Here is a 21,810-nt window from a genome sequence, read left to right on the forward strand (position 1 = left end):
CCCCCCCGGCCCCCCCCCCCCCCCCCCCCCCCCCCCCGCGGGCGGGGGGGGGGGGGCCCGGGGCGCCGCGGGGGGGGGGGGGGGGGCCCCGCCGGGGGGGGGCGGGGGGGGGCCCCCCCCCCCCCCCCCCCCCCGCCGTGCGTCAGTCCCGCCGCCCGGGGAGGTCCTCCTCCGTCAGGTCGCCGTCGAGGAGGGCAAACAGCTCCTCGTCGGTGGCGGTGTCCAGGGCCAGCTCCGTACCGTCCCCCCCGTCGCCGGGGGCGGCCGGCGCGCCCTGCGGCCCGGCGTCGTCCCAGCGGCTCAGCAGCGACCGCAGCCGCCGGGTGATCCGGCCGCGCAGCTCCTCGTCCGGCGCGGACCGCAGCAGGGCCTGCTCCAGGCTCTCGATCTCCTCGAGTACGGGCTCGGCGGGCTCCTGCGGCCCCTCCTCCGGGGTGAGCTTGCCGCGCAGGTGGCGGGCCAGCTCGGCCGGGGTCGGGTGGTCGAAGACCAGCGTGGCCGGGAAGGTGCAGCCGGTGGCGGCGGCCAGCCGGTTGCGCAGGTCCACCGCCGTGAGCGAGTCGAACCCGGCGTCCCGGAAGGCGCTGTCGGGGTCCAGGGCCTCCGCGTCGCCGCCGCCGAGGGCGACCACCGCGTGCGAGCGGACGAGCTGGAGCAGGAAGGCGTGCCGCTCCGCCTCGTTCAGCGGGGCCAGCTGCCGCGCCACGCCGGTGCCCGGCTCGGCCGCGACCGCCCGCGGCTGCACCGGCGTGCTGACCAGGCCGCGCCACAGCGCCGGGAGGGCGCCGTCGCGGGCGAGGTCGCGCAGCCGGTTGGTGCGGATGCCGGTCGCGAGCAGCAGCGCCTCCGCCGAGCCGCGGGCGGCGTCGAAGAGGTCCAGCGCCTGCGGGGTGGGCAGGGCGGTGTAGTAGCCGGACATCCGGGCCCGGCTGGAGTGGGTGATGGTCGCCGTGAGTCCGCTGGTCTGCGCCCACAGGCCCCACGCGACGGAGGTCGCGGGCAGGCCCAGCGACCGCCGGTGCTGGGCGAGCGCGTCCAGTACGGTGTTGGCGGCCGCGTAGTTGCCCTGCGCGGGGGCGCCGGTCAGGCCCGCGCCGGAGGAGAAGAGCACGAAGTCGGCGAGGTCCGCACCCGCGGTGAGTTCGTGCAGGTGCAGCGCCGCGTCGGCCTTGGGCCGCAGCACGGTGCCGATCCGCTCCGGGGTGAGCGAGGCCAGGACGCCGTCGTCCAGCACGCCCGCGGTGTGCACCACGGACGTCAGCGGACGCGCCTTCGGTACGGCGGCCAGCACCCGCGCCAGCTCCGTCCGGTCGCCGGCGTCGCAGGCCACGATGTCGGCGGTGGCGCCGAGTCCGGCGAGCGCGGCGCGCAGGTCCTCCGCGCCGGGTGCCGCCGGCCCGCTGCGGCTCAGCAGCAGGAAGTGCCGGGCGCCGCGGGCGGCGAGGTGCCGGGCGACGAGGCCGCCGAGGGTGCCCGTGCCGCCGGTGACCAGCACCGTGCCCTCCGGGTCCGGCTGCCGGGGCACCGTCAGCACGATCTTGCCGACGTGCCGGGCCTGGCTCATGTGCCGGAAGGCGCCGATCGCGTGCCGCACGTCGAACGTCGTGAGCGGCGGCAGCTCCAGCGCGCCGGCCCGGAAGAGGTCCATGACCTCGGCGAGCATCGCGCCGATACGGTCCACCCCCGCGTCGTCCAGCACGAACGCCCGGTAGCCGACGCCCGGGTGGGCGGCGGCGACCACGGCGGCGTCCCGGACGTCGGTCCTGCCCATCTCGACGAAGCGGCCGCCGGGCCGCACCAGCCGCAGCGAGGCGTCGACGAAGTCGCCGGACAGCGAGTCGAGGACGACGTCGATGCCGCGCTCCCCCGCCTGCGCGGTGAAGCGGGACTCGAAGTCGAGCGTGCGGCTGGACGCGATGTGCGCGTCGTCCAGCCCCGCCGCCCTCAGCACCGGCCACTTGGCCGGGCTCGCCGTCGCGAAGACCTCCGCCCCGCGGTGCCGGGCGAGCTGCACGGCGGCCATGCCGACGCCGCCCGCGGCGGCGTGCACGAGCACCGACTCGCCGGCCTCCAGCCCGGCCAGGTCGGACAGCGCGTAGTGCGCGGTGACGAAGGCCACCGGAACGGAGGCGGCCTGCTCGAACGACCAGTCCTCGGGGACCGGTGCGAGCAGCCGCTCGTCGGTCACCGCGACCGGCCCGAACGCGTGCGTCAGCAGCCCGAGCACGCGGTCGCCGGGCGCGAGGCGCGTGACCTCGCTGCCGACGGCCGTCACGGTGCCCGCCCCCTCGCCTCCGAGGTCGGCCTCGTCCGGGATGAGCCCGAGCGCCACGACGACGTCGTGGAAGTTGAGCCCCGCGGCGCGCACCGCCACCCGTACCTCGCGCGGGCCCAGCTCGGCCGCGGGCGGCTCGCACGCGGCGAGCGTCAGTCCCTCCAGCGTGCGGGTGCCGGTGCACTCCAGCCGCCATGCCGCCGCCCCCGCGGGCGGCACCAGGCCCTCGCCGGACGCGGCCCGCGCCAGCCGCGGGGCGAGCAGGGCTCCGCCGCGGACGGCGAGCTGCGGCTCTCCGGACCCGGCGGCGGCCGCCCACAGCTCACCGGACGCGGCCTCAGCGGTGTCGTCGTCGACCAGCACGAAGGCGTCCGGGTGCTCGGTCTGCGCCGAGCGCACCAGCCCCCACACCGCGGCCCCCGCGAGGTCCCCGACGCCCGCGCCGGCCTCCGCCGCGACCGCCCCCCGCGTCCTGACGACCAGCCGTGCGGCGCCGAGCACGTCGTCGGCCGCCTTGTCCTGGAGCACGCCGAGTGCGGCGGCGGTCACCTCGCGCAGACGCGCGGCGGTGTCCGCGCTGCCGGCCGGGGCGGACGCCCCGGTGCCCGCGGGGGTGCCCGGCACGCACCACACCACGGTGGCCGGTGCGGGGCTCCCGGCGGCGACCGCGGCGCGCAGGGCGTCGAGGCCGGCGTACGTCCCGGCGTCCTGGCCGGCGGCCGTGAGGCGGGCGGTGACGGACGACGCCTCCTCGTCCGTGCCCAGGACGGCCCAGCGCTGCCGGGCGGCCGCGGTGCCGGCCGGTGCGACCGGCACCCAGTCGACGCGGAAGAGGGCGTCACGCAGTGCGCCGCCGCCGGCCGCGCGGAGCTGCTCGGGGGTCACCGGCCGGACGACCAGCTCGCCGACCGAGACGACGGGGCGGCCGTCGAGGTCGGCGGCGGTCAGGGCGATGCGGTCGGGGCCCAGGCGGCGCACGCGGACGCGGAGGTCGGCCAGGCCGGGGGCGGTGAGGGCGACCTCGCCGAAGAGGAAGGGCAGCCACATCCGCGCGGGCCCGTCCTCCTGCGCCATGAGGATGCCGGCCGCCTGCATCGCGGCGTCCAGGAGCGCCGGGTGGACGCCGTAGCGTCCGGCCTCGCCGCGCTGGGCGGCGGCGAGGCCGACCTCGGCGAAGACCTCGTCCCCGCGCCGCCAGGCCCGGCGGATGCCGCGGAAGGCGGCGCCGTAGGCGTAGCCGCGCTCGGCGTAGTCCTCGTACAGCCCCTCGGTGGGCAGCGGTTCGGCCCCGGCGGGCGGCCAGACGGCGAGGTCGGCCGCGTCCGCGGGGAGCGGCGGGCCGCTCAGTTCACCGGCGGCGTGCGAGGTCCACTCGCCGTCGAAGGAGGCGTCCTCGGGCCGCGAGTAGACGGTCACCCGGCGGCTGCCCGCCTCGTCCGCGGCCGCGGCGACGACCTGGACCTGGACGGCGCCCTCCGGCGGGACCGACATCGGGGCCTCCAGCGCCAGTTCGGTCACGCCGGAGCAGCCGGTCTCGGCGGCGGCGCGCAGCGCGAGCTCGACGAAGGCGGTCCCCGGCAGCAGCACCTGGTCCTGGACGGCGTGGTCGGCGAGCCATCCGTGGGTCTGCGGCGACAGCCGCCCGGAGAGGACGACGGCGCCGTTGTCGGCGGCGTCGATCGCGGCGCCGAGCATCGGGTGCTCGCCCGCGCGCAGCCCGGCCCGGCCGAGCGCGTCGCCGGTGGGCTGCTCCTGGTCCTGCCAGAAGCGCTGCCGCTGGAAGGCGTAGGGCGGCAGGTCGACGCGGGCGGCGCCAGTGCCGAGCAGCCGGTCCCAGGCGACGGGCACGCCGCCGGTGTGGGCCTGCGCGACGGAGCCGAGGAAGTCGTCCAGGCCGCCGCGGTCGCGGTGCAGGGTGCCGAGGACGAGCGCGGTGGCGTCCGCGGCCGCGACGGTCTCCTCCAGGCCCATCGTCAGCACCGGGTGCGGGCTGGTCTCGACGAACAGCTCGTAGCCGCGCTCGGTGAGCGTGCGGGTGACCTCGTCGAAGCGCACGGGCCGGCGCAGGTTGCGGTACCAGTACTCCGTGTCGAGCGCGGTCGTGTCGAGCTGGCCGCCGGTCACCGCGGAGTAGAAGGGGATGCGCGAGGGGACGGGGGTGACGCCCGCGAGCTGCGTGAGCAGTTCGTCGCGGATGCGCTCGACGTGCGGCGAGTGGGAGGCGTAGTCGACGGGCAGCCGCCGCACCCGGACGTCGGAGTCGGCGTAGGTGCCGACGAGTTCGGCGACCGCGTCGGTGTCGCCGGAGACGACCACGGAGCCGGGCCCGTTGACGACGCCGATCGCGAGCCGGCCCGCCCACGGGGCGAGCGCCGCCTCCGCCTCGGCGCGGCCGAGGCCCAGCGAGGCCATCGCGCCCTGCCCGGCCAGTGCCACGATGGCGCGGCTGCGCAGCGCCACGATCCGGGCCGCGTCCTCCAGCGAGAGCGCGCCCGCGACGCAGGCCGCGGCGATCTCGCCCTGCGAGTGGCCGACGACGGCCGCGGGCGCGATCCCCGCGTGCTCCCACAGCGCGGCCAGCGACACCATGACGGCGAACAGGACCGGCTGGACGACGTCCACCCGCTCCAGGCCGGGGGCGCCGGGCGCGCCGCGCAGCACGTCGCGCACCGACCAGCCGGTGTAGGGGGCGAGGGCGGTGTCGCAGGCGGCGAGCCGGTCACGGAACACCGGTGCGGTGTCCAGCAGCCCGAGCGCCATGCCCTCCCACTGGGAGCCCTGCCCGGGGAAGACGAAGACGGCCTCGGTGGAGCGGCTGCGGGCGGCGCCGAGCACCACGCCGGGCGCGGGCCGTCCCTCGGCCAGCGCGTGCAGCCCGGCGAGCAGGGCGTCCCGGTCGGGGCCGAGCACCACGGCGCGGTGGGTGAGGGCGGCGCGCCGGGCCAGGGCGGCGGCGGTGTCGCGGGCGTCCAGCGCGGGGTGGGCGGCGGCGAAGTCGGCGAGCCGGGCGGCCTGGCCGCGCAGGCCGCGCTCGCCGCGCCCGGACAGCAGCCAGGCCACGACGGGCGGTTCGGCGTCCGCGGGGCGGGCGGGTTCCGCGGCGGGGGCCGGCTCCTCGGCGGCGGGGGCCTGTTCGAGGATGAGGTGGGCGTTGGTGCCGCTGACGCCGAAGGAGGACACGCCCGCGCGCCGCGGGTGCCCGGCGTCGGGCCACGGCTGCGCCTTCACGGCCAGCTCGACGTCGCCGGCCTGCCAGTCGACGTGCCGGCTCGGCTCGTCGACGTGCAGCGTGGCGGGCACGGTGCCGTGCCGCATGGACAGCACCATCTTCATCACACCGGCCGCGCCCGCGGTCGCCTGGGTGTGGCCGATGTTGGACTTCACCGACCCCAGCAGCAGCGGCCTGCCGTCGGGGCGCTCCTGCCCGTAGGTCGCCAGCAGCGCCTGCGCCTCGATGGGGTCGCCGAGCGTGGTGCCGGTGCCGTGCGCCTCGACCACGTCGACGTCCCGCAGCGCGAGCCCGGCGGAGGCGACGGCCTGCCGGATCACCCGTTCCTGGGAGGGGCCGTTGGGCGCGGTCAGGCCGCTGGAGGCGCCGTCCTGGTTGACGGCCGAGCCGCGGATGACCGCGAGCACCTCGTGGCCGAGCCGGCGGGCCCGGGACAGCGGTTCGACCAGCAGCAGGCCGAGGCCCTCGGCGAAGCCGAAGCCGTCCGCGGCCTCGGCGAAGGCCTTGCACCGCCCGTCCTCGGACAGCGCGCGCTGCCGGCTGAACTCGACGATGACGCGCGGGCTCGACATGACGGTCACGCCGCCCGCCACCGCCATCGTGCACTCGCCCGAGCGCAGGGCCTGGCAGGCCATGTGCAGCGTGACCAGCGACGACGAGCACGCGGTGTCGACCGTCACCGCCGGGCCCTCAAGACCGAAGACGTAGCTCACCCGGCCGGACAGGATGCTCGGGGTCGTCCCCGCGACGGCGTAGCCCTCCATCCCGTGCGGGTAGTCCGAGGGCCCGGCGCCGACGAAGACGCCGGTACGGCTGCCGCGCAGGGTCTGCGGATCGATCCCGGCGGACTCGAACAGCTCCCAGGTGCCCTCCAGCAGCAGCCGCTGCCGGGGGTCCATGGCGAGCGCCTCGCGCGGCGAGATCCCGAAGAACTCCGCGTCGAAGCCCGCCACGTCGGTCAGGAAGCCGCCCTCGCGGACGTAGCTGGTGCCGAGGTGGTCCGGGTCGGGGTCGTACAGCCCGCCCAGGTCCCAGCCGCGGTCCTGCGGGAAGCCGGCGACGGCGTCGCGGCCCTCGGACAGCAGCCGCCACAGCTCGTCGGGCGAGGTGACACCGCCGGGCAGCCGGCAGGACATCGCGACGATCGCGACGGGCTCGCGGAGGGTCGCCTCCAGCTCGTCGTTGCGCGCCCGCAGCCGCCGGGTCTCCTTGACCGATGCGCGCAGCGCCTTGGTGACCTCTTCGATGGATGCACTCATCGGAACCTCACTCTCCGGAGTTCACGGCGCGGATCAGCTCGTCCACGTCCATGTCGTCGACCAGGCCGTCGTCGTCCGCCGCCGTGTCGGGCACGGCTTCGGGCTCGTCCGCCGGCGCCTCGCCGGCCGGGGCGAGCATGTCGTCCAGCCGGCGGGCGAGGTCGGTGGGCGTCGGGCAGTCGAAGATGACGGTCGCGGGCAGCCGCAGACCGGTCGCGCTCGCGAGCCGGTTGCGCAGTTCGACGGCGGTGAGCGAGTCGAAGCCCATCTCGACGAAGCCGCGGTCGACGTCCAGCGCGGACGCCGAGCCGTGGCCCAGCACCGCGGCGGACTGCTTCCTGACCAGCACCACGAGCGCCTGCCGCCGCTCGCCCGCCGTCATCCCGGCGAACTGCTCGGCCCCGCCCGCGGGGGCGGCGCCCCCGGGGGCGGCGGCGCGCTCGGGCCGGGTGCGGCGCGGCGCCAGCAGCCGCATGACCGGCGGCAGCGTGCCCGCGGCGTCCTGGGCGCGCAGCGCCTCGCGGTCGATGTGGGCCGTCACCACCAGGGCCTCGGCCGCCCGGACGCCCTGGTCGAAGAGGGCGAGGCCCTCGGCGGCGGACATGGCCTGGGCGCCGGACCGGGAGAGCCGGTCCCGGTCCTGGACGTTCATCTGGCCGGTCAGTGCGCTGTCGTTGGCCCACAGGCCCCAGGCGAGCGAGCTGCCCGCCTGGCCGCGCGAGCGGCGGACGGCCGCGAGGGTGTCCAGGAAGACGTTCGCGGCGCCGTAGTTGGCCTGGCCCGGGTTGCCGAGCAGGCCGGCGGCGGAGGAGTACATCGCGAACATGCCGAGGTCGAGGTCCGCGGTCAGCTCGTCGAGGTGGACGGCGGCGTCGACCTTGGGCCGCAGCACGGGCGCGAGCCGCTCGGGGGTGAGCGAGCCGAGCACGGTGTCGTCCAGCACGCCCGCGGTGTGCACCACGCCGGTGAGCGGGTGCTCGGCGGGCAGGCCGTCGAGCAGCGCGGCGAGCGCGGCGCGGTCGGCGATGTCGCACGCGGCGACCCGTGCCTCGGCGCCGAGTTCCGCCAGCTCCGCCAGCAGTCCGGCCGCGCCCGGCGCGTCCGGGCCCTGCCGGCTCGCCAGCACCAGGTGGCGCATGCCCCACGCGCCGGCGAGGTGCTTGGCGACCAGGGCGCCGAGCGTTCCGGTGCCGCCGGTGACCAGGACGGTGCCCTCGGGGTCGGGCGCGGGCGGGATCGTCAGGACGAGCTTGCCGACGTGCTTGGCCTGCGCCATGTGGCGGAAGGCGGCGGGCGCGTCACGCACGTCCCAGCTGCGGACGGGCAGCGGTGCCAGGGCGCCGTCCCGCAGCAGTCCGACGACCTCGGCGAGCGTGGCCCGTACGGCCTGCGGGCTCATGTCGGGCACCAGGTCGACCGGTGTGTAGGCCACCCCCGGGTGCTCGGCGGCGACCTGGGCGGCGTCGCGCCGGTCGGTCTTGCCCAGCTCCACGAAGTGCCCGCCGTTCGGCAGCACCCGCAGGCCCGCGCCGACGAGGTCGCCGGTCAGCGAGTTGAGGACGGTGTCCACGCCCGTGCCGCCGGTGGCGGCGAGGATCTTCGCAGCGAACGCGGCGTCCCGCGAGGACGCGATGTGCTCGTCGTCCAGGCCCATGAGCCGCAGCGTGTCGTGCTTGCCGGGGCTCGCGGTGGCGAAGACCTCGGCACCCAGGTGCCGCGCGATCCGTACGGCCGCGGTGCCGACGCCGCCGGCTGCCGCGTGGATCAGGACACGCTGCCCGGCGCGCAGGTCCGCGATCGCGGTGAGGGCGAAGTAGGCGGTCAGGTACGCGGACGGCACCGCGGCCGCCTGCTCGAACGTCCAGCCCGCGGGCATCGGCACGACCCACCGGTGGTCGGTGACCGTCTCGGTGGCGAAGGCGCGCGGCATCAGGCCGAGCACCCGGTCGCCGGGCTTCAGCCCGGTCACGCCGGAGCCGACCGCCGCGACGACGCCCGCTCCCTCACCGCCGATGAACAGGCCGTCGTCCGGCGGGAGTCCGAGGGCGACGAGCAGGTCGTGGAAGGCGATCCCGGCAGCGCGGACCCGGATGCGCACCTGGTCGGGCCCGAGGGGTTCCCCGGTCTCGGGGCAGGGGACGGCAGTCATGGCGTCCAGGACGCCGGCCGGGTCCGGTTCGAGCCGCCAGCGGCCGCCGAGCGGCGGGGTCAGCCGTCCCTGCGGGGTGCCGGTCGCGGCGAGCCGCGGGACGAGCAGCGCGCCGCCCCGGACCGCGAGCTGCGGCTCGTCACCGGCGAGGGCGTGGGCGAGGGCCGCGGAGCAGTCGGCGGGGTTGTCGCCGTCCAGGTCGACGAGCACGATCCGGCCCGGGTTCTCGGCCTGCGCCGAGCGGACCAGGCCCCACACCGGGGAGGCCGCGGGGTCGTACACCTCGTCGCCCTCGCCCGCCGGGAAGGCGCGGCGGGTGACGACGACGAGCCGGGTGTCGGCCGTCCGCTCGCTGTCCAGCCACGCCTGGAGGTCGCCGAGCACGGAGGCGGTCAGGTCGAGCACCGCGCCGGGCAGCGCGGCGCCGGGCTCCTTGGCGCAGGGCAGCAGGGCGATCCGGGGCGCCGGGGCGCCGCCGTCCAGGGCGGCCAGCAGCGCGGCCAGGTCCGGGTGGGCGGTGAGGGCGACCCCGGCGGCCGGCAGCGCGCCGGCCAGGCCGAAGGCGTCCTCGCCGGCGAGCGCCCAGTCGCCGGCCGCGCTCGCCTTGGGCGTCGGGAGCGGCACCCAGTCGAGCCGGAAGAGCGAGCGCCCGGTGGGGCTCGCGGCCGTGGCCAGGGCCTCGGCCGACACCGGCCGGGTGACGAGGCGTTCGACCGCGAGGACGGGCGTGCCGGTCTCGTCGGCGGCGGTGAGCGCCACCGCGCCCTGGCCGGCCGGGGTGATGCGCACGCGCAGGGTGCGGGCGCCGGACGCGAAGAGCTGGACGCCCGCGAGGCTGAAGGGGAGCCGCACGGTGCGGCCCTTGCCGTCGCCCTTGCCGTCGTCCTTGCCGTCGTCCGGTGCGAGGACCATGGCGTGCAGGGCGGCGTCGAGCAGGGCCGGGTGCATGCCGTAGCGGCCGGCCTCGTCCTGCACGTTCGCGGGCGGCGCCACCTCGGCGTAGACCTCGTCGCCGCGCAGCCAGGCGCGGGACAGGCCCTGGAAGGACGGGCCGTAGGTGTAGCCGGCCTCGGCCCCGGCGGCGTAGAAGGACTCCTGGTCCATCGCGACCGGTTCGGCGCCGGGCGGCGGCCACGCGGCGAGCGGGGCGGCCTCGGGGCCGCCGGGCTCGGCCAGCAGCGCGGAGGCGTGCCGCGTCCACTCGCCGTCCTGGCCGTCGGGCCGGGAGTAGACGGCGAGGGTGCGCTGCCCGGTGCCGTCGGGGCCTCCCACCACGAGCTGGAGGCGTACGGCCTCGGTGCCGCGCAGCAGCAGCGGCGCCTCCAGCGTCAGCTCCTCGACCCGTGGGCAGCCGGCCTCGGCGCCCGCGCGCAGGGCGAGTTCGGCGAATCCGGTGCCGGGCAGCAGGGCCACGCCGTTCACGGCGTGGTCGGCGAGCCAGGGGCGGGTGGCGGCGGAGAGCCTGCCGGTGAGGACCAGGCCGCCGGTGTCGGCGAGCTCGACGGCGGCGCCGAGCAGCGGGTGGTCGGGGGCGCCCACGCCGAGGTCGGAGGGGTCGACGGCGGCGCGCTCGTCCTCCAGCCAGAAGCGCTGGCGGTCGAAGGCGTAGGTCGGCAGCGGCACGGAGCGGCCGCCGGGCAGCAGCCTGCCCCAGTCCAGTTCGGCGCCGTTGGCCCAGGCCTCGGCGAGGGAGGCGGTGAAGCGGGCCATGCCGCCCTCGTCGCGGCGCAGCGAGCCGATGGTGACGGGCTCGGCGGCGCCGTCGGCGGACACCGCGGTGTCCATGACCGCGGCGGTGAGCACGGGGTGCGGGGTGACCTCGACGAACATGCTGAAGCCGTTGTCCAGCAGCGCCCGGGTGGCGCGCGCGAAGAGGACGGGCTCGCGCAGGTTGCGGAACCAGTAGCCGGCGTCCAGCTCGGTGGTGTCGAGCGGTTCGCCGGTCACCGCGCTGTAGAAGGGGATGCGGGCGCGCTGCGGGGCGATGCCCTTGAGCCTGGCCAGCAGGTCCTCGCGCATCGGCTCGACCTGCGGCGAGTGGGAGGCGTAGGTGACCTCGATCCGCCGGATGCGGATGCCGCGCCGCTCGCACTCCGCCGTCAGCGCGTCGAGGTCCCCGGTGTCGCCGGCGACGACGACCTGGGAGGGGCTGTTGACGGTCGCGATCGTGAGCCGTCCCCCGGAGGGGGCGAGGAGTTCGGCGGCCTGCTGCTCGTCGGTCTGGAGCGAGGCCATGCCGGACGAGCCGGTGAGCCGTGTGATCGCCAGCGAGCGTACGGCGACGATCCGCGCGGCGTCCTCCAGCGACAGCGCCCCCGCCACGTACGCGGCGGCGATCTCGCCCTGCGAGTGGCCGACGACGGCCGCCGGGCTCACCCCGTAGTGCTGCCACAGCCGGGCCAGCGACACCATCACCGCGAAGAGCGCGGGCTGCACGACGTCGACCCGCTCCAGCCCGGGCGCCCCCTCGGCCTGCCGCAGCACGCCCGTCAGCGACCAGTCGGTGTACGGGGCGAGGGCCTGCTCGCACTCGCGGATGTAGTTAGCGAACTCCGGTGAGGTGTCGAGGAGTTCGGCGGCCATGCCGGTCCACTGGGAACCCTGGCCGGGGAAGACGAAGACGACGCGCGGCTTGCGGCGCGCGGTGCCGTGCACCAGCCCGGGGTCGGGCTCGCCCTCCGCCAGCCGGGCGAGCCGGGCGGTGTGGTCCGCGGCCGCGTCACCGAGCACCACCGCGCGGTGCGGCAGCGCGGCACGGGTCGCGGCCAGGCTCCAGCCGACGTCGCGGGGCAGCGGCCCGGCGGCGCCGGGTCCGGCCGCGAGCGCCTCGGCCAGCTTCCCGGCCTGCTGCCGCAGCGCGGCGGCGGAGGCCGCCGACACGGGCCACAGCACGGGCGGGGCGGCGGGGGCTTCGCGGGCCGGCGGCTCCTGCGCCGGTTCGGCGGGCGGCTGTTCGAGGATGAGGTGGACGTTGGTGCCGCTGACACCGAAGGAGGACACGCCCGCGCGCCGCGGGTGGTCGTCGGCGGGCCACGGCTGCGCCTTCACGGCCAGCTCGACCGCACCGGCCGTCCAGTCGACCTTGCTGCTGGGCTCGTCGACGTGCAGCGTCGCGGGCACGGTGCCGTGCCGCATCGACAGCACCATCTTCAGCACCCCGACCGCGCCGGCCGCGGCCTGCGTGTGGCCGATGTTGGACTTGCCGGAGCCGAGCAGCAGCGGCCGGCCGGCCGGGCGGTCCTGCCCGTAGGTCGCCAGCAGTGCCTGCGCCTCGATCGGGTCGCCCAGCGTGGTGCCGGTGCCGTGCGCCTCGACCACGTCGACGTCCCGCAGCGCCAGGCCCGCGTTGGCGACGGCCTGCCGGATCACCCGCTGCTGGGAGGGGCCGTTGGGCGCGGTCAGGCCGTTGGAGGCGCCGTCCTGGTTCATCGCGGAGCCGCGGATGACCGCGAGCACCTCGTGGCCCCGGCGGCGCGCCTCGGACAGCGGCATGACCAGCAGCAGGCCCATCCCCTCGGCGAAGCCGGTGCCGTCGGCGGCCTCGGCGAAGGCCTTGCACCGCCCGTCCTCGGACAGCGCGCGCTGCCGGCTGAACTCGACGAAGACCTTCGGGCTGGAGATCACCGCCACTCCGCCGGCCACCGCCATCGTGCACTCGCCCGAGCGCAGCGCCTGGCAGGCCATGTGCAGCGACACCAGGGCCGACGAGCACGCGGTGTCGACCGTGACGGCCGGGCCCTCCAGCCCGAAGAAGTACGACACGCGGCCCGAGATGACGGCCGGCGTGCTGCCCGTGACGGCGTATCCCTCGGCGCTCGCGGGCGCCAGCGGCGCGCCGGTCGCGTAGTCGGTGGGTCCGGCGCCGACGAACACGCCGGTACGGCTGCCGCGCAGGCTCTGCGGGTCGATCCCGGCGTTCTCGAACAGCTCCCAGGCGCCCTCCAGCAGCAGCCGCTGCCGCGGGTCCATGGTGACGGCCTCGCGCGGCGAGATGCCGAAGAACTCGGCGTCGAAGTCGCCCGCGTCGTGCAGGAAGCCGCTCTCGCTGACGTAGGACTTGCCGAGCCGGTCCGGGTCGGCGTCGAACAGCCCGCCCAGGTCCCAGCCGCGGTCCTCGGGGAAGCCGGAGACGGCGTCGCGGCCCTCGGCCAGCAGCTGCCAGTACTCGTCCGGGGTGGTCACCCCGCCGGGCAGCCGGCAGGACATGCCCACGATCGCCATCGGCTCGTCCACGCCGAAGGTGTTCTCGGACGCGACGGCCGCCTCCTGCGCGGCCGCGGCGCCGGGCGCCAGCTCCAGCAGGCAGCCGGCGACGGCCGCGGCGGTCGGGTAGTCGAAGGCGACGGACGCGGGCAGCGTGAGCCCGGTCGCCGTGTTCAGCCGGGTGCGGAACTCCACGGCGGTGACGGAGTCGGAGCCCATCTCGGTGAAGGGCCGGTCGGGGTCGACGTCGGCGGCCTTGGCGTAGCCGAGCACGGCCGCGGCCTCGGTGCGGACCAGGTCGAGCACCGCCCACTCGCGCTCCGACTCCGGGGTGCGGGCGAGCAGCTGGGCCAGCGCGCTGTCCCCGGCCCCGGCGTCGCCCTGCGGCGCGGCGCCCTGGACCTCCGGGAGCGTGTCGAGGAGGGGGCGGGAGCGGGCGGCGGTGTAGAGCGGCGCGAAGCGGTCCCACTCGACGTCGGCGACGGCCACGGACGGCTCGTCCCGGTCGAGCACCTGCCGCAGCGCCGCCAGCGCCTGCGCCGGGTCCAGCAGCGGCAGGCCCTGGCGCTCGGACTGGCTGGTGAACATCTCCTGCACCTCGGCGTCCCCGGCGTCGTCGCCGAAGGCGTTCCAGAAGCTCCAGGCCACCGCCGTGCCGGTACGGCCGCGGGCGCGGCGGCGCGCGGCGAGGGCTTCGAGGTAGCCGTCGGCGGCGGCGAAGGCGCCGTTCTCGGCGGCGCCCCACACGCCCGCGACGGAGGAGAAGAGCACGAAGGCGTCCAGTTCCGCCCCGAGTTCCCCGTCCAGCAGCTCGTCCAGGACGCGCGCGCCGGTCGCCTTGGCCCGCAGCGTGTGTGCGAGCTGGGCGAGCGAGGTGCCCGCGAGCGGGCCGGGCTCGGGGACGACGGCCGCGTGCAGCACCGTGCGCACCGGGCGCCCGGCGGCGCGGGCCTCCTCCAGCAGGGCGGCCATCGCGGCAGGGTCGGCGGCGTCGGCGGCGGTGAGCGTCACCGCCGCGCCGGCGCGGGCGAGTTCGGTCTGCAGTTCGGCGGCGCCCGGGGCGTCGGGGCCGCGCAGGCTCGCCAGGACGACGTGCTCGGCGCCGCAGGCCGCGAGCCAGCGGGCCAGCCGCCGGCCGAGCCGCCCGGTGCCGCCGGTCACGAGGACGCTGCCGCCGGGCTGCCAGCTGCGCGGGGCGGGGCGGTCGGCCACCGGGTCGCGCACCAGGCGCCGGACGAGCACGCCGCTGTCGCGTACGGCCACGTGGTCCTCGGCGCCCAGGCCGCCGCCCAGCACCGCGCACAGCGCGGCGAGGTGCCCGGCGCCGGGCGCGGCGGGCAGGTCGACCAGTCCGCCCCAGCGCTGCGGGGCCTCCAGGCCCGCGACCCGGGCCATGCCCCACACCTGGGCCTGCTCGGGCGCGGTCAGGTCGCCGCCCTCGGCGGCCACCGCGCCGGTGGTGACGCACCACACGGGCACGTCGGCGGCGGCGTCGCCGAGCGCCTGCACGAGGGCGAGCGTCGCGGCCGTGCCGGACGGCACGTCGGCGGAGGCGGTGTGCGGGCGCCCGTCCAGCGCGAGCAGCGACAGCACGCCCGCGGCCTGCGCGGCGTCCGCGCCGCGCAGCAGCTCTGCGAGGTGCTCGCGGCCGTCGCGCGCCGCGTCCAGGACGAGCGGGACGACGTCCGCGCCGCCCGCGGCGAGGACCGGGCCGACGGCCTGGGCGAGCGCCTGCCCGTCGCCTTCCGCGGGGGCCAGGACCAGCCAGCGGCCGGCGGGCGCGGCGCCTGCCGGTGCGGCGGCGGGCTGCCATTCGACGCGGTAGCGCCAGGCGTCGAGTTCACGGCCCGCGAGGTCCGGGACGTCGGTGGGCTCCGGCTCGCGCCCGGCGAAGGCGGGCCGCCAGTCGACGGGCGCGCCCAGCGCGTAGGCGTCGGCGAGGGCGGCGTGGAAGCGGCCGGTGCCGCCGTCGTCGCGGCGCAGCGTGCCCAGGGCGCGCGCGCCGCCGCCCGCCTGCTCGGCGGTCTCCTCGACCGCGGGGGTGAGGACCGGGTGCGGGCTGGCCTCGACGAGCAGGGTGTGCCCGTCGGCGAGCAGCGCGCCGACCGCCTCCTGGAAGCGGACGCGCTCGCGCAGGCTGTAGTACCAGTAGTCCGAGCCGAGCTGGGCGGTGTCGAGCAGCCCGCCGGTGGCGGAGGAGTAGAACGGCACGCGCGCCGGCCGGGGCGTGATGCCCGCGAGGACCTCGCCGAGCCGGTCGCGGATCTGCTCCACGTGCGGCGAGTGCGAGGCGTAGTCGACGTCGACCCGGCGGAAGCGGATGCCGCCGCGCTCGCACACGCCGGCCATCTCCTCCAGCGCGTCCACGTCGCCCGCGACCACCGTGCTGGCCGGGCCGTTGATCGCGGCGACCGACAGGCGGCCGGCGAAGCGCTCAAGGATCGCGGTGACCGCGTCCTCGCCGAGCGCGACCGAGGCCATGCCGCCCTGCCCGGACATGTGCGCCAGCTCGGCGCTGCGCAGCGCCACCACCCGGGCGGCGTCCCGCAGCGACAGCGCCCCGGCCACGTAGGCGGCGGCGATCTCGCCCTGCGAGTGGCCGACGACGGCGGCGGGTTCGACCCCGTAGGCACGCCAGAGCGCGGCGAGCGAGACCATCACGGCGAACAGGGCGGGCTGCACGACGTCGACGCGGTCGAGCGACGCGGCGCCGGGCTCCCCGGCGACGACGTCGGCGAGCGACCAGTCGGTGAACTCCGCCAGGGCCTCGGCGCATTCGCGCATCTGCGCGGCGAACGCGGGCTCGGCGGCCATCAGTTCGCGCGCCATCCCGGGCCACTGGGCGCCCTGGCCGGGGAAGACCAGGGCGATCTTCGCCGCTCCCGCCGAGCCCTGGTGGAGCTGCGCGCAGGTGCGGCCCTCGGTGAGGGCGGCGAGCCCGTCGCCGAAGCCCTTGGCGTCGGCGGCCAGCACGACGGCGCGGTGCGTGCCGCCGGGCAGCGCGGCGAGCGCCGCGCCCACGGCCGCCGGGTCGGTGCCCGGGGCGGCCGCGGTCCCGGCGAGGGCGGTGGCGCGGGCCCGCAGGCCGGTCGCGCTCGCCGCGGACAGCACCCAGGGGACGCGCGGCCGGCCGCCGGGGAGTTCGGCGGCCTCGCGGTACCAGTGCCGCTCGTGCTGCCACGGGTAGGCGGGCAGGCTCACCGGCGGCCGTGCGGAGGCCGCCGGGGCGGGCACGGCGCCGGCCGCGAACAGCGCGGCCGCGGTCGCCGCGAGCCGCTCCAGCGGGTCGCCGGCCCCGACGGGCGCGGCGAGCGCGGCCAGTTCTTCCGGCAGGTCGCGCGGCAGGACGTCGAGGAGGACGTCCACGCCCTCGGCCGCCAGGTCGCCGGCCAGGGTCGCCGACAGGGCGGCGGGCGCCCCGCGGCGGGCGCGGGCGGCGAGGTCGCCGGGCTTGGCGGCGGGGGCCTCGCCGTCGGCGGGGAGTTCGGGGACGCGGGCGGGGCGCAGCGGGGCGCCGGACTCCTGCCCGGCGGACAGCCGCAGCGCGTCGTCGAGGCCGAGCCGGCCCGCGGCCCAGGCGGCACCCAGCTCGCCCGCGCCCTGGCCGGTCACGGCGTCGGTGGCGAGCCCGACGGCCGCCCACATCCGGGCGGCGGCGACGTGGTGGCACAGCAGGTACGCGGCCGGCAGCGCCGCGGGCGGCTCGCCGAACGGGTCGACCTGCGCGCCGGTCAGTACGGCCAGCCGCTCGGCGCAGGAGCGCAGCGCGTCGGCGTAGTCCGGTATCGCGGCGAGCTGCTCGCGCAGGGCCGCGGACGGCGGCTCGGCCCCGTAGAAGAAGCCGGTGGCGCGCTCCACACCGTCCGGCACCTGGCCGGTCCGGGCGGCGGGCGTGCTGCCGCCGCGGGCGGCGGTCTCCAGGGCGGCGGCCAGCGCCTCCGCGTCCCGGCCGGTCACGGCGAGGCGGTGGCCGAGCCAGGAGCGGCGGTGGGCGGAGGTGAAGACGATGTCGTCGACCTCCGCGGGGGCCGCCCGCAGCCGGGCGGCGAGGCGCCCGGCGGCCTGCCGCAGCGCGGGTTCGGCCGCCGCGGTGACCATCAGGACGTACGGGGCGCGGCGCGGCGGCAGCGGGGCGGGCGCCGGAGCCGCGGGCGGCTGCTCGACGACGACGTGCGCGTTGCTGCCGGTGAAGCCGAAGGCGCTGACGCCCGCGCGCCGCGGGTGGTCGCGCTCGGGCCAGGCGCGGCGCGAGGTCACGACGGAGACCGGGAGGGTGTCCCAGTCGATGTGCGAGGAGGGCCGGTTCAGCGGCTGGGGCGGCAGCTCGCCGCGGTGCACGGCGAGCACGACCTTGAGCAGGCCGGTGACACCGGCGGCGGCCTCCAGGTGCCCGACGCTCGCCTTGGCGGCGCCGATCAGCAGGTTCTCGTCGCTGCCGCGCCCGGAACCGAGCGCCTCGGCGAGCGCGCGCACCTCGATCGGGTCACCCAGCGGGGTGCCGGTGCCGTGCGCCTCGACGTAGTCCACGTCGCGCGGCGCCCAGCCCGCGGCCTGCACCGCGCGCCGGATGACGGCGACCTGCGCGGAGGCGTTGGGCACCGTCATCCCGCCGCTGGCGCCGTCCTGGTTGACGGCCGAGCCGCGGATCACGGCGTAGACGCGGTCGCCGTCGCGCCGGGCGGCGGACAGCGGCTTGAGCACGAGCGCGGCCGCGCCCTCGCCGCGGCCGTAGCCGTCCGCGGCCTCGTCGAAGGTCTTGCAGCGCCCGTCCGGGGCCAGCGCGCCCGCGCCCGCCATGGACACCGACACGGTGGGCGCGGCGATGACGTTGGCGCCGCCGACGACGGCGACCTCGCAGTCCCCCTCGCGCAGGCCCTGGCAGGCCAGGTGCACGGCGGTCAGCGAGGAGGAGCACGCGGTGTCCACGGCGATGCTCGGGCCGCTCAGCCCGAGGAAGTACGACAGCCGGCCCACGGCCGCGGCGAAGGTCGTACCGGTGCCGTAGAAGTGGTCGACGTCGGCCATGTCGCGTGTCAGCAGCTGCTGGTAGTCGGCGGTGTTGAGGCCGAAGTAGACGCCGACGTCCTTGCCGGCCTGCGCGGCGGGCGGCGTGCCCGCGTCCTCCATCGCCTCCCAGGCGACCTCCAGCAGCAGCCGGTGCTGCGGGTCGAGCGCCTTCGCCTCGCGCGGCGAGACGCGGAAGAAGGGAGCGTCGAAACCGGTGACGTCGTCGAGGAAGCCGCCGCGCAGCGGCACATCCGGCGTGACCTCGGCCCACATCGGGTCGGCGCGGCGCGCGGCGGGCAGGTCGCGGACGGCGTCGCGGCCCTCGGTGAGCATCGCCCAGAACTGCTCGGGCGAATTCGCGCCGGGCAGCCGGCACGCCATGCCGACGACGGCGACCGCGCCGTCGTCCGTCTCGGCGCCGCCGCCGGGGGCCGCCGGGGCGGCGTCCTGCGCGGGGTCGTCCTGGGGGGCGGCCGCGGCCAGGTACGCCGTCAGCGCCTCGACGGTCGGCTGCTCGAAGACGATGGTGGTGGGCAGCTCGACGCCGAAGTCGGCGGCGAGCCGGTCGCGCAGTTCGACGGCGGTGAGGGAGTCGAGCCCCTGGTCGAACAGCCCGCGCCTGCGGGCGGGCTTCTCCCCCTCGGCGAAGCCGAGCACCGCGGCGACGTGCTCCTCGACGCGCCGCAGCAGCCCGCCGTTCCCCCGCGCCCGCCCGCCGGGAGCGGGGGCGGCGCCGTTGTCGGTTCCGTCGGGGACGGCTGCGTCCGCCGGGACTCCGCCGCCCGCGCCGGTCGCCCCGGGCGCTCCGTCCACGTGGCCCGCGCCGTTGGCGTGGGCCCGCCCGTTCACCGGGCCGACGTCCGCGGCGGCGCCGTTCGCGGGGTGGGCGAGCATCTCGCCGATGACGCGCCCGGTGTCGTCCAGCAGGCTCAGCCGTACCTGGGCCGGGACCCCGGCCGCCGGCCCGCCCTGGTCGCCGGGCTCGACGCCAGGGAGCCAGTGGCGGCCGCCGCCCCACGAGGGCGCGGGCAGGGTGCGGTAGCGCCCGGGGGTGCCGGTCAGGCGGGACCAGTCCACCTCGACGCCGGCGACGTGCAGCCGGGCCGCCGTGCGGTGCAGGGCGAGGAGCCCGTCCTCCGCGCGGCGCAGCGTCGCGGCGACCGGCCCGCGGCGGCGCCGGTGGCGTACGGCGTCGGTGAGCTGGCGGGTCAGGGTGGGGTGCGGGCCGATCTCGACGAGGGCCCGCTCGCCCTCGGCGAGCAGCGCGTCGACGGCGGGCCACAGCAGCACGGCGTCGGTGAGGTTGCGCTCCCAGTAGGCGGCGTCGAAGGTGACGCCGTCCTCGCCGGGCAGCACGCTGGACAGCAGCCGCACGGCGGGCGCGGCGGGCGCCAGACCGGCGAGCGCGTCCCGCAGCAGCGGACCGCACCCGGCGACCACGGGGCTGTGGAAGGCGTAGCCGCCGGCCAGCCTCTTGCACCGCAGGCCGCGTGCCTCGGCGGCGGCGGCGGCCTGGTCGACGGCGTCCGCGGGCCCGCTGAGGACGACCGCCTCGGGGCCGTTGACGGCGGCGACGACGACCGGCAGCCCGGTCTCGGCCAGCAGGGCCTGCGCTGCCTCCTGGCCGGCGCGGACGGCGAGCATCGCGCCGCGGCCCGCCGTCTCCTGGAGGATCTGCCCGCGCCGGACGGCCAGCGTGACGGCCTCGCCGCGGGTGAGCACCCCGGCGGCGTGCGCGGCGGCGATCTCCCCGACGCTGTGGCCGAGGACGGCCGCGGGCCGGATCCCGGCCGAGGCGAGCCACTCCGTGACCGCCGACTGGACGGCGAGCAGCGCGGGCTGGGCGTAGTCGGTGCGGTCGAGGCGGCTGCCCTCGGTGCGCCGCAGCTCCTCGACGAGCGACCAGGGCAGGTCCTGCCGGATCAGGGCGTCGTACTCGTCGAGGACGTCCCGGACGACGGGCGAGGCCTCGTAGAGGTCGACGGCCATGCCCGCCCACTGGGCGCCCTGGCCGGAGTAGACGAAGACCGGCTCGGGGGCGTTCTCGTGGTCGGCGGTGCCGGTGCAGGCACCCTCGGCCCCGGCTGCGGTGCCGGCGTTGTCGGCGTCGGCGTCGGCGTCGGCGTCGGCCTCGGCCAGCGCCGCCAGCAGCTCCTGCGGGGTCGACGCGACGGCGGCGAAGCGGTGCCGCTCGTGGGTGCGCCGGGTCGCGGCGGAGGCGAGCAGGTCGCCGGGCCGGTCCCCCTCGGCGGCGAGCCGCTCGCGCATCCCGGCGAGCTGCCCGGCGAGGCCCTCCTCGTGGAAGGCGGAGGCGAGCAGGACGTACGGGCCCGCGGGGGCCTCCGGCGGGGCGGCCGCGGGGGCGACGCCCTCGGCGATGACGTGGACGTTGGTGCCGCTGAGCCCGGACGAGCTGACGCCGACCCGCAGCGGGCGGCCGGTGCCGGCGAGGTCGACGGGGCTGACGGGCACCGCCATGGCGCCGCGGTCCCACGGCACGGCGGAGGTGAGCCGGCCGGGGTCGGGCTGGGCGGGCACCTCCTGGGAGCCGATCACCCACAGGCCCTTGAGCAGGCCCGCGACGCCGGCGGCGCCGTCGGTGTGGCCGAAGACGCCCTTGTTGGAGCCGACGTAGAGGGGCCGCAGGCCCGGCTCGCGCTCGCGCCCGTAGACCTCGTTCAGCGCCATCAGCTCGACCTGGTCGCCGAGCGGGGTGCCGGTGCCGTGCGCCTCCACGTAGTCGAGGTCGGAGGCGGCGAGCCCGGCGGTGCCGAGGGTGGAGCGCAGCAGTTCGGCCTGGGCGGCGCCGTTGGGGGCGGTGATGCCGAGGCTGCGGCCGTCGTGGTTGGCGCCGGAGGCGCGCAGGACGGCGTAGATCCGGTCCTTGTCGGCGAGTGCGTCGGACAGCCGCTTGAGGACGACGACGCCGCAGCCCTCCGAGCGCAGGATGCCGTCGGCGTCGGCCGCGAAGGGGCGGCAGCGGCCGGTCGGCGAGATCGCGCCGATGCGGTTCATGAAGACGGTCAGTTCGGGCGACATCATGAGGTTGGCGCCGCCGGCCAGCACGACGTCGGTCTCGCCCGAGCGCAGGCTCTGGCTCGCCAGGTGCACCGCCAGCAGCGAGGAGGAGCACGCGACGCTGAGCGAGGCCATGGGCCCGCGCAGGTCGAAGGTGTAGGCGAGCCGGCCGGCCGCGAAGCTGAACTCGTTGCCGCTGCCGTAGTGCGGGCCGATGCCCTGGACGCCGAGCGTCTTGCTGTGCAGCGTCGCGTAGTCGTGGGCGAAGAGGCCGAAGTACGCCCCGGTACGGGTGCCGCGCCAGGCGTCGGCGGGGCGCCCGGAGTCGCTCATCGCCTCCCACGCCACTTCGAGCAGCAGCCGCTGCTGGGGGTCCATCGCGCCCGCCTCGCGGGGCGCGATCCCGAAGTAGGCGGCGTCGAAGCGGTCGATGTCCTCCAGGAAGCCGCCCCGGTGGGTGGTGCCTTCGTCCTGGCGCGCGGCCTCGCGGCTCCAGCGGGTCGCGGGGACCTCGGTGAAGACGGGGCTCGCGGCCCTCAGGGTGGCGCCGAAGGAGTCGAAGTCGCGGACCCCGCCGGGATAGCGGCAGCCGATGCCGACGACGGCGATCGGTTCGGCCTGCGGAGTGGTCGGGCTCGTCAGCGGTCGTTCAGCCATTGAAGAATTCCTT

2 protein-coding genes are annotated in these 21,810 nt (G+C 77.8%); both read right to left on the reverse strand.

The window, feature by feature from the left end:
- Positions 1-142 precede the first annotated feature (142 nt).
- A complete protein-coding gene (locus ACH4SE_RS15800) occupies positions 143-6,763 on the reverse strand; it encodes an SDR family NAD(P)-dependent oxidoreductase (protein ID WP_398543946.1) in 6,621 nt (2,206 codons plus the stop codon).
- Between the two features lie 7 nt (positions 6,764-6,770).
- Positions 6,771-21,797: an SDR family NAD(P)-dependent oxidoreductase gene (locus ACH4SE_RS15805; protein ID WP_398543947.1), complete on the reverse strand. Its 15,027-nt coding sequence runs from the start codon at positions 21,795-21,797 to the stop codon at positions 6,771-6,773.
- Between the last annotated feature and the right edge of the window lie 13 nt (positions 21,798-21,810).

Origin of the sequence: Streptomyces sp. NPDC020983 (assembly GCF_044333485.1) — a bacterium.
Lineage (GTDB): Bacteria > Actinomycetota > Actinomycetes > Streptomycetales > Streptomycetaceae > Actinacidiphila.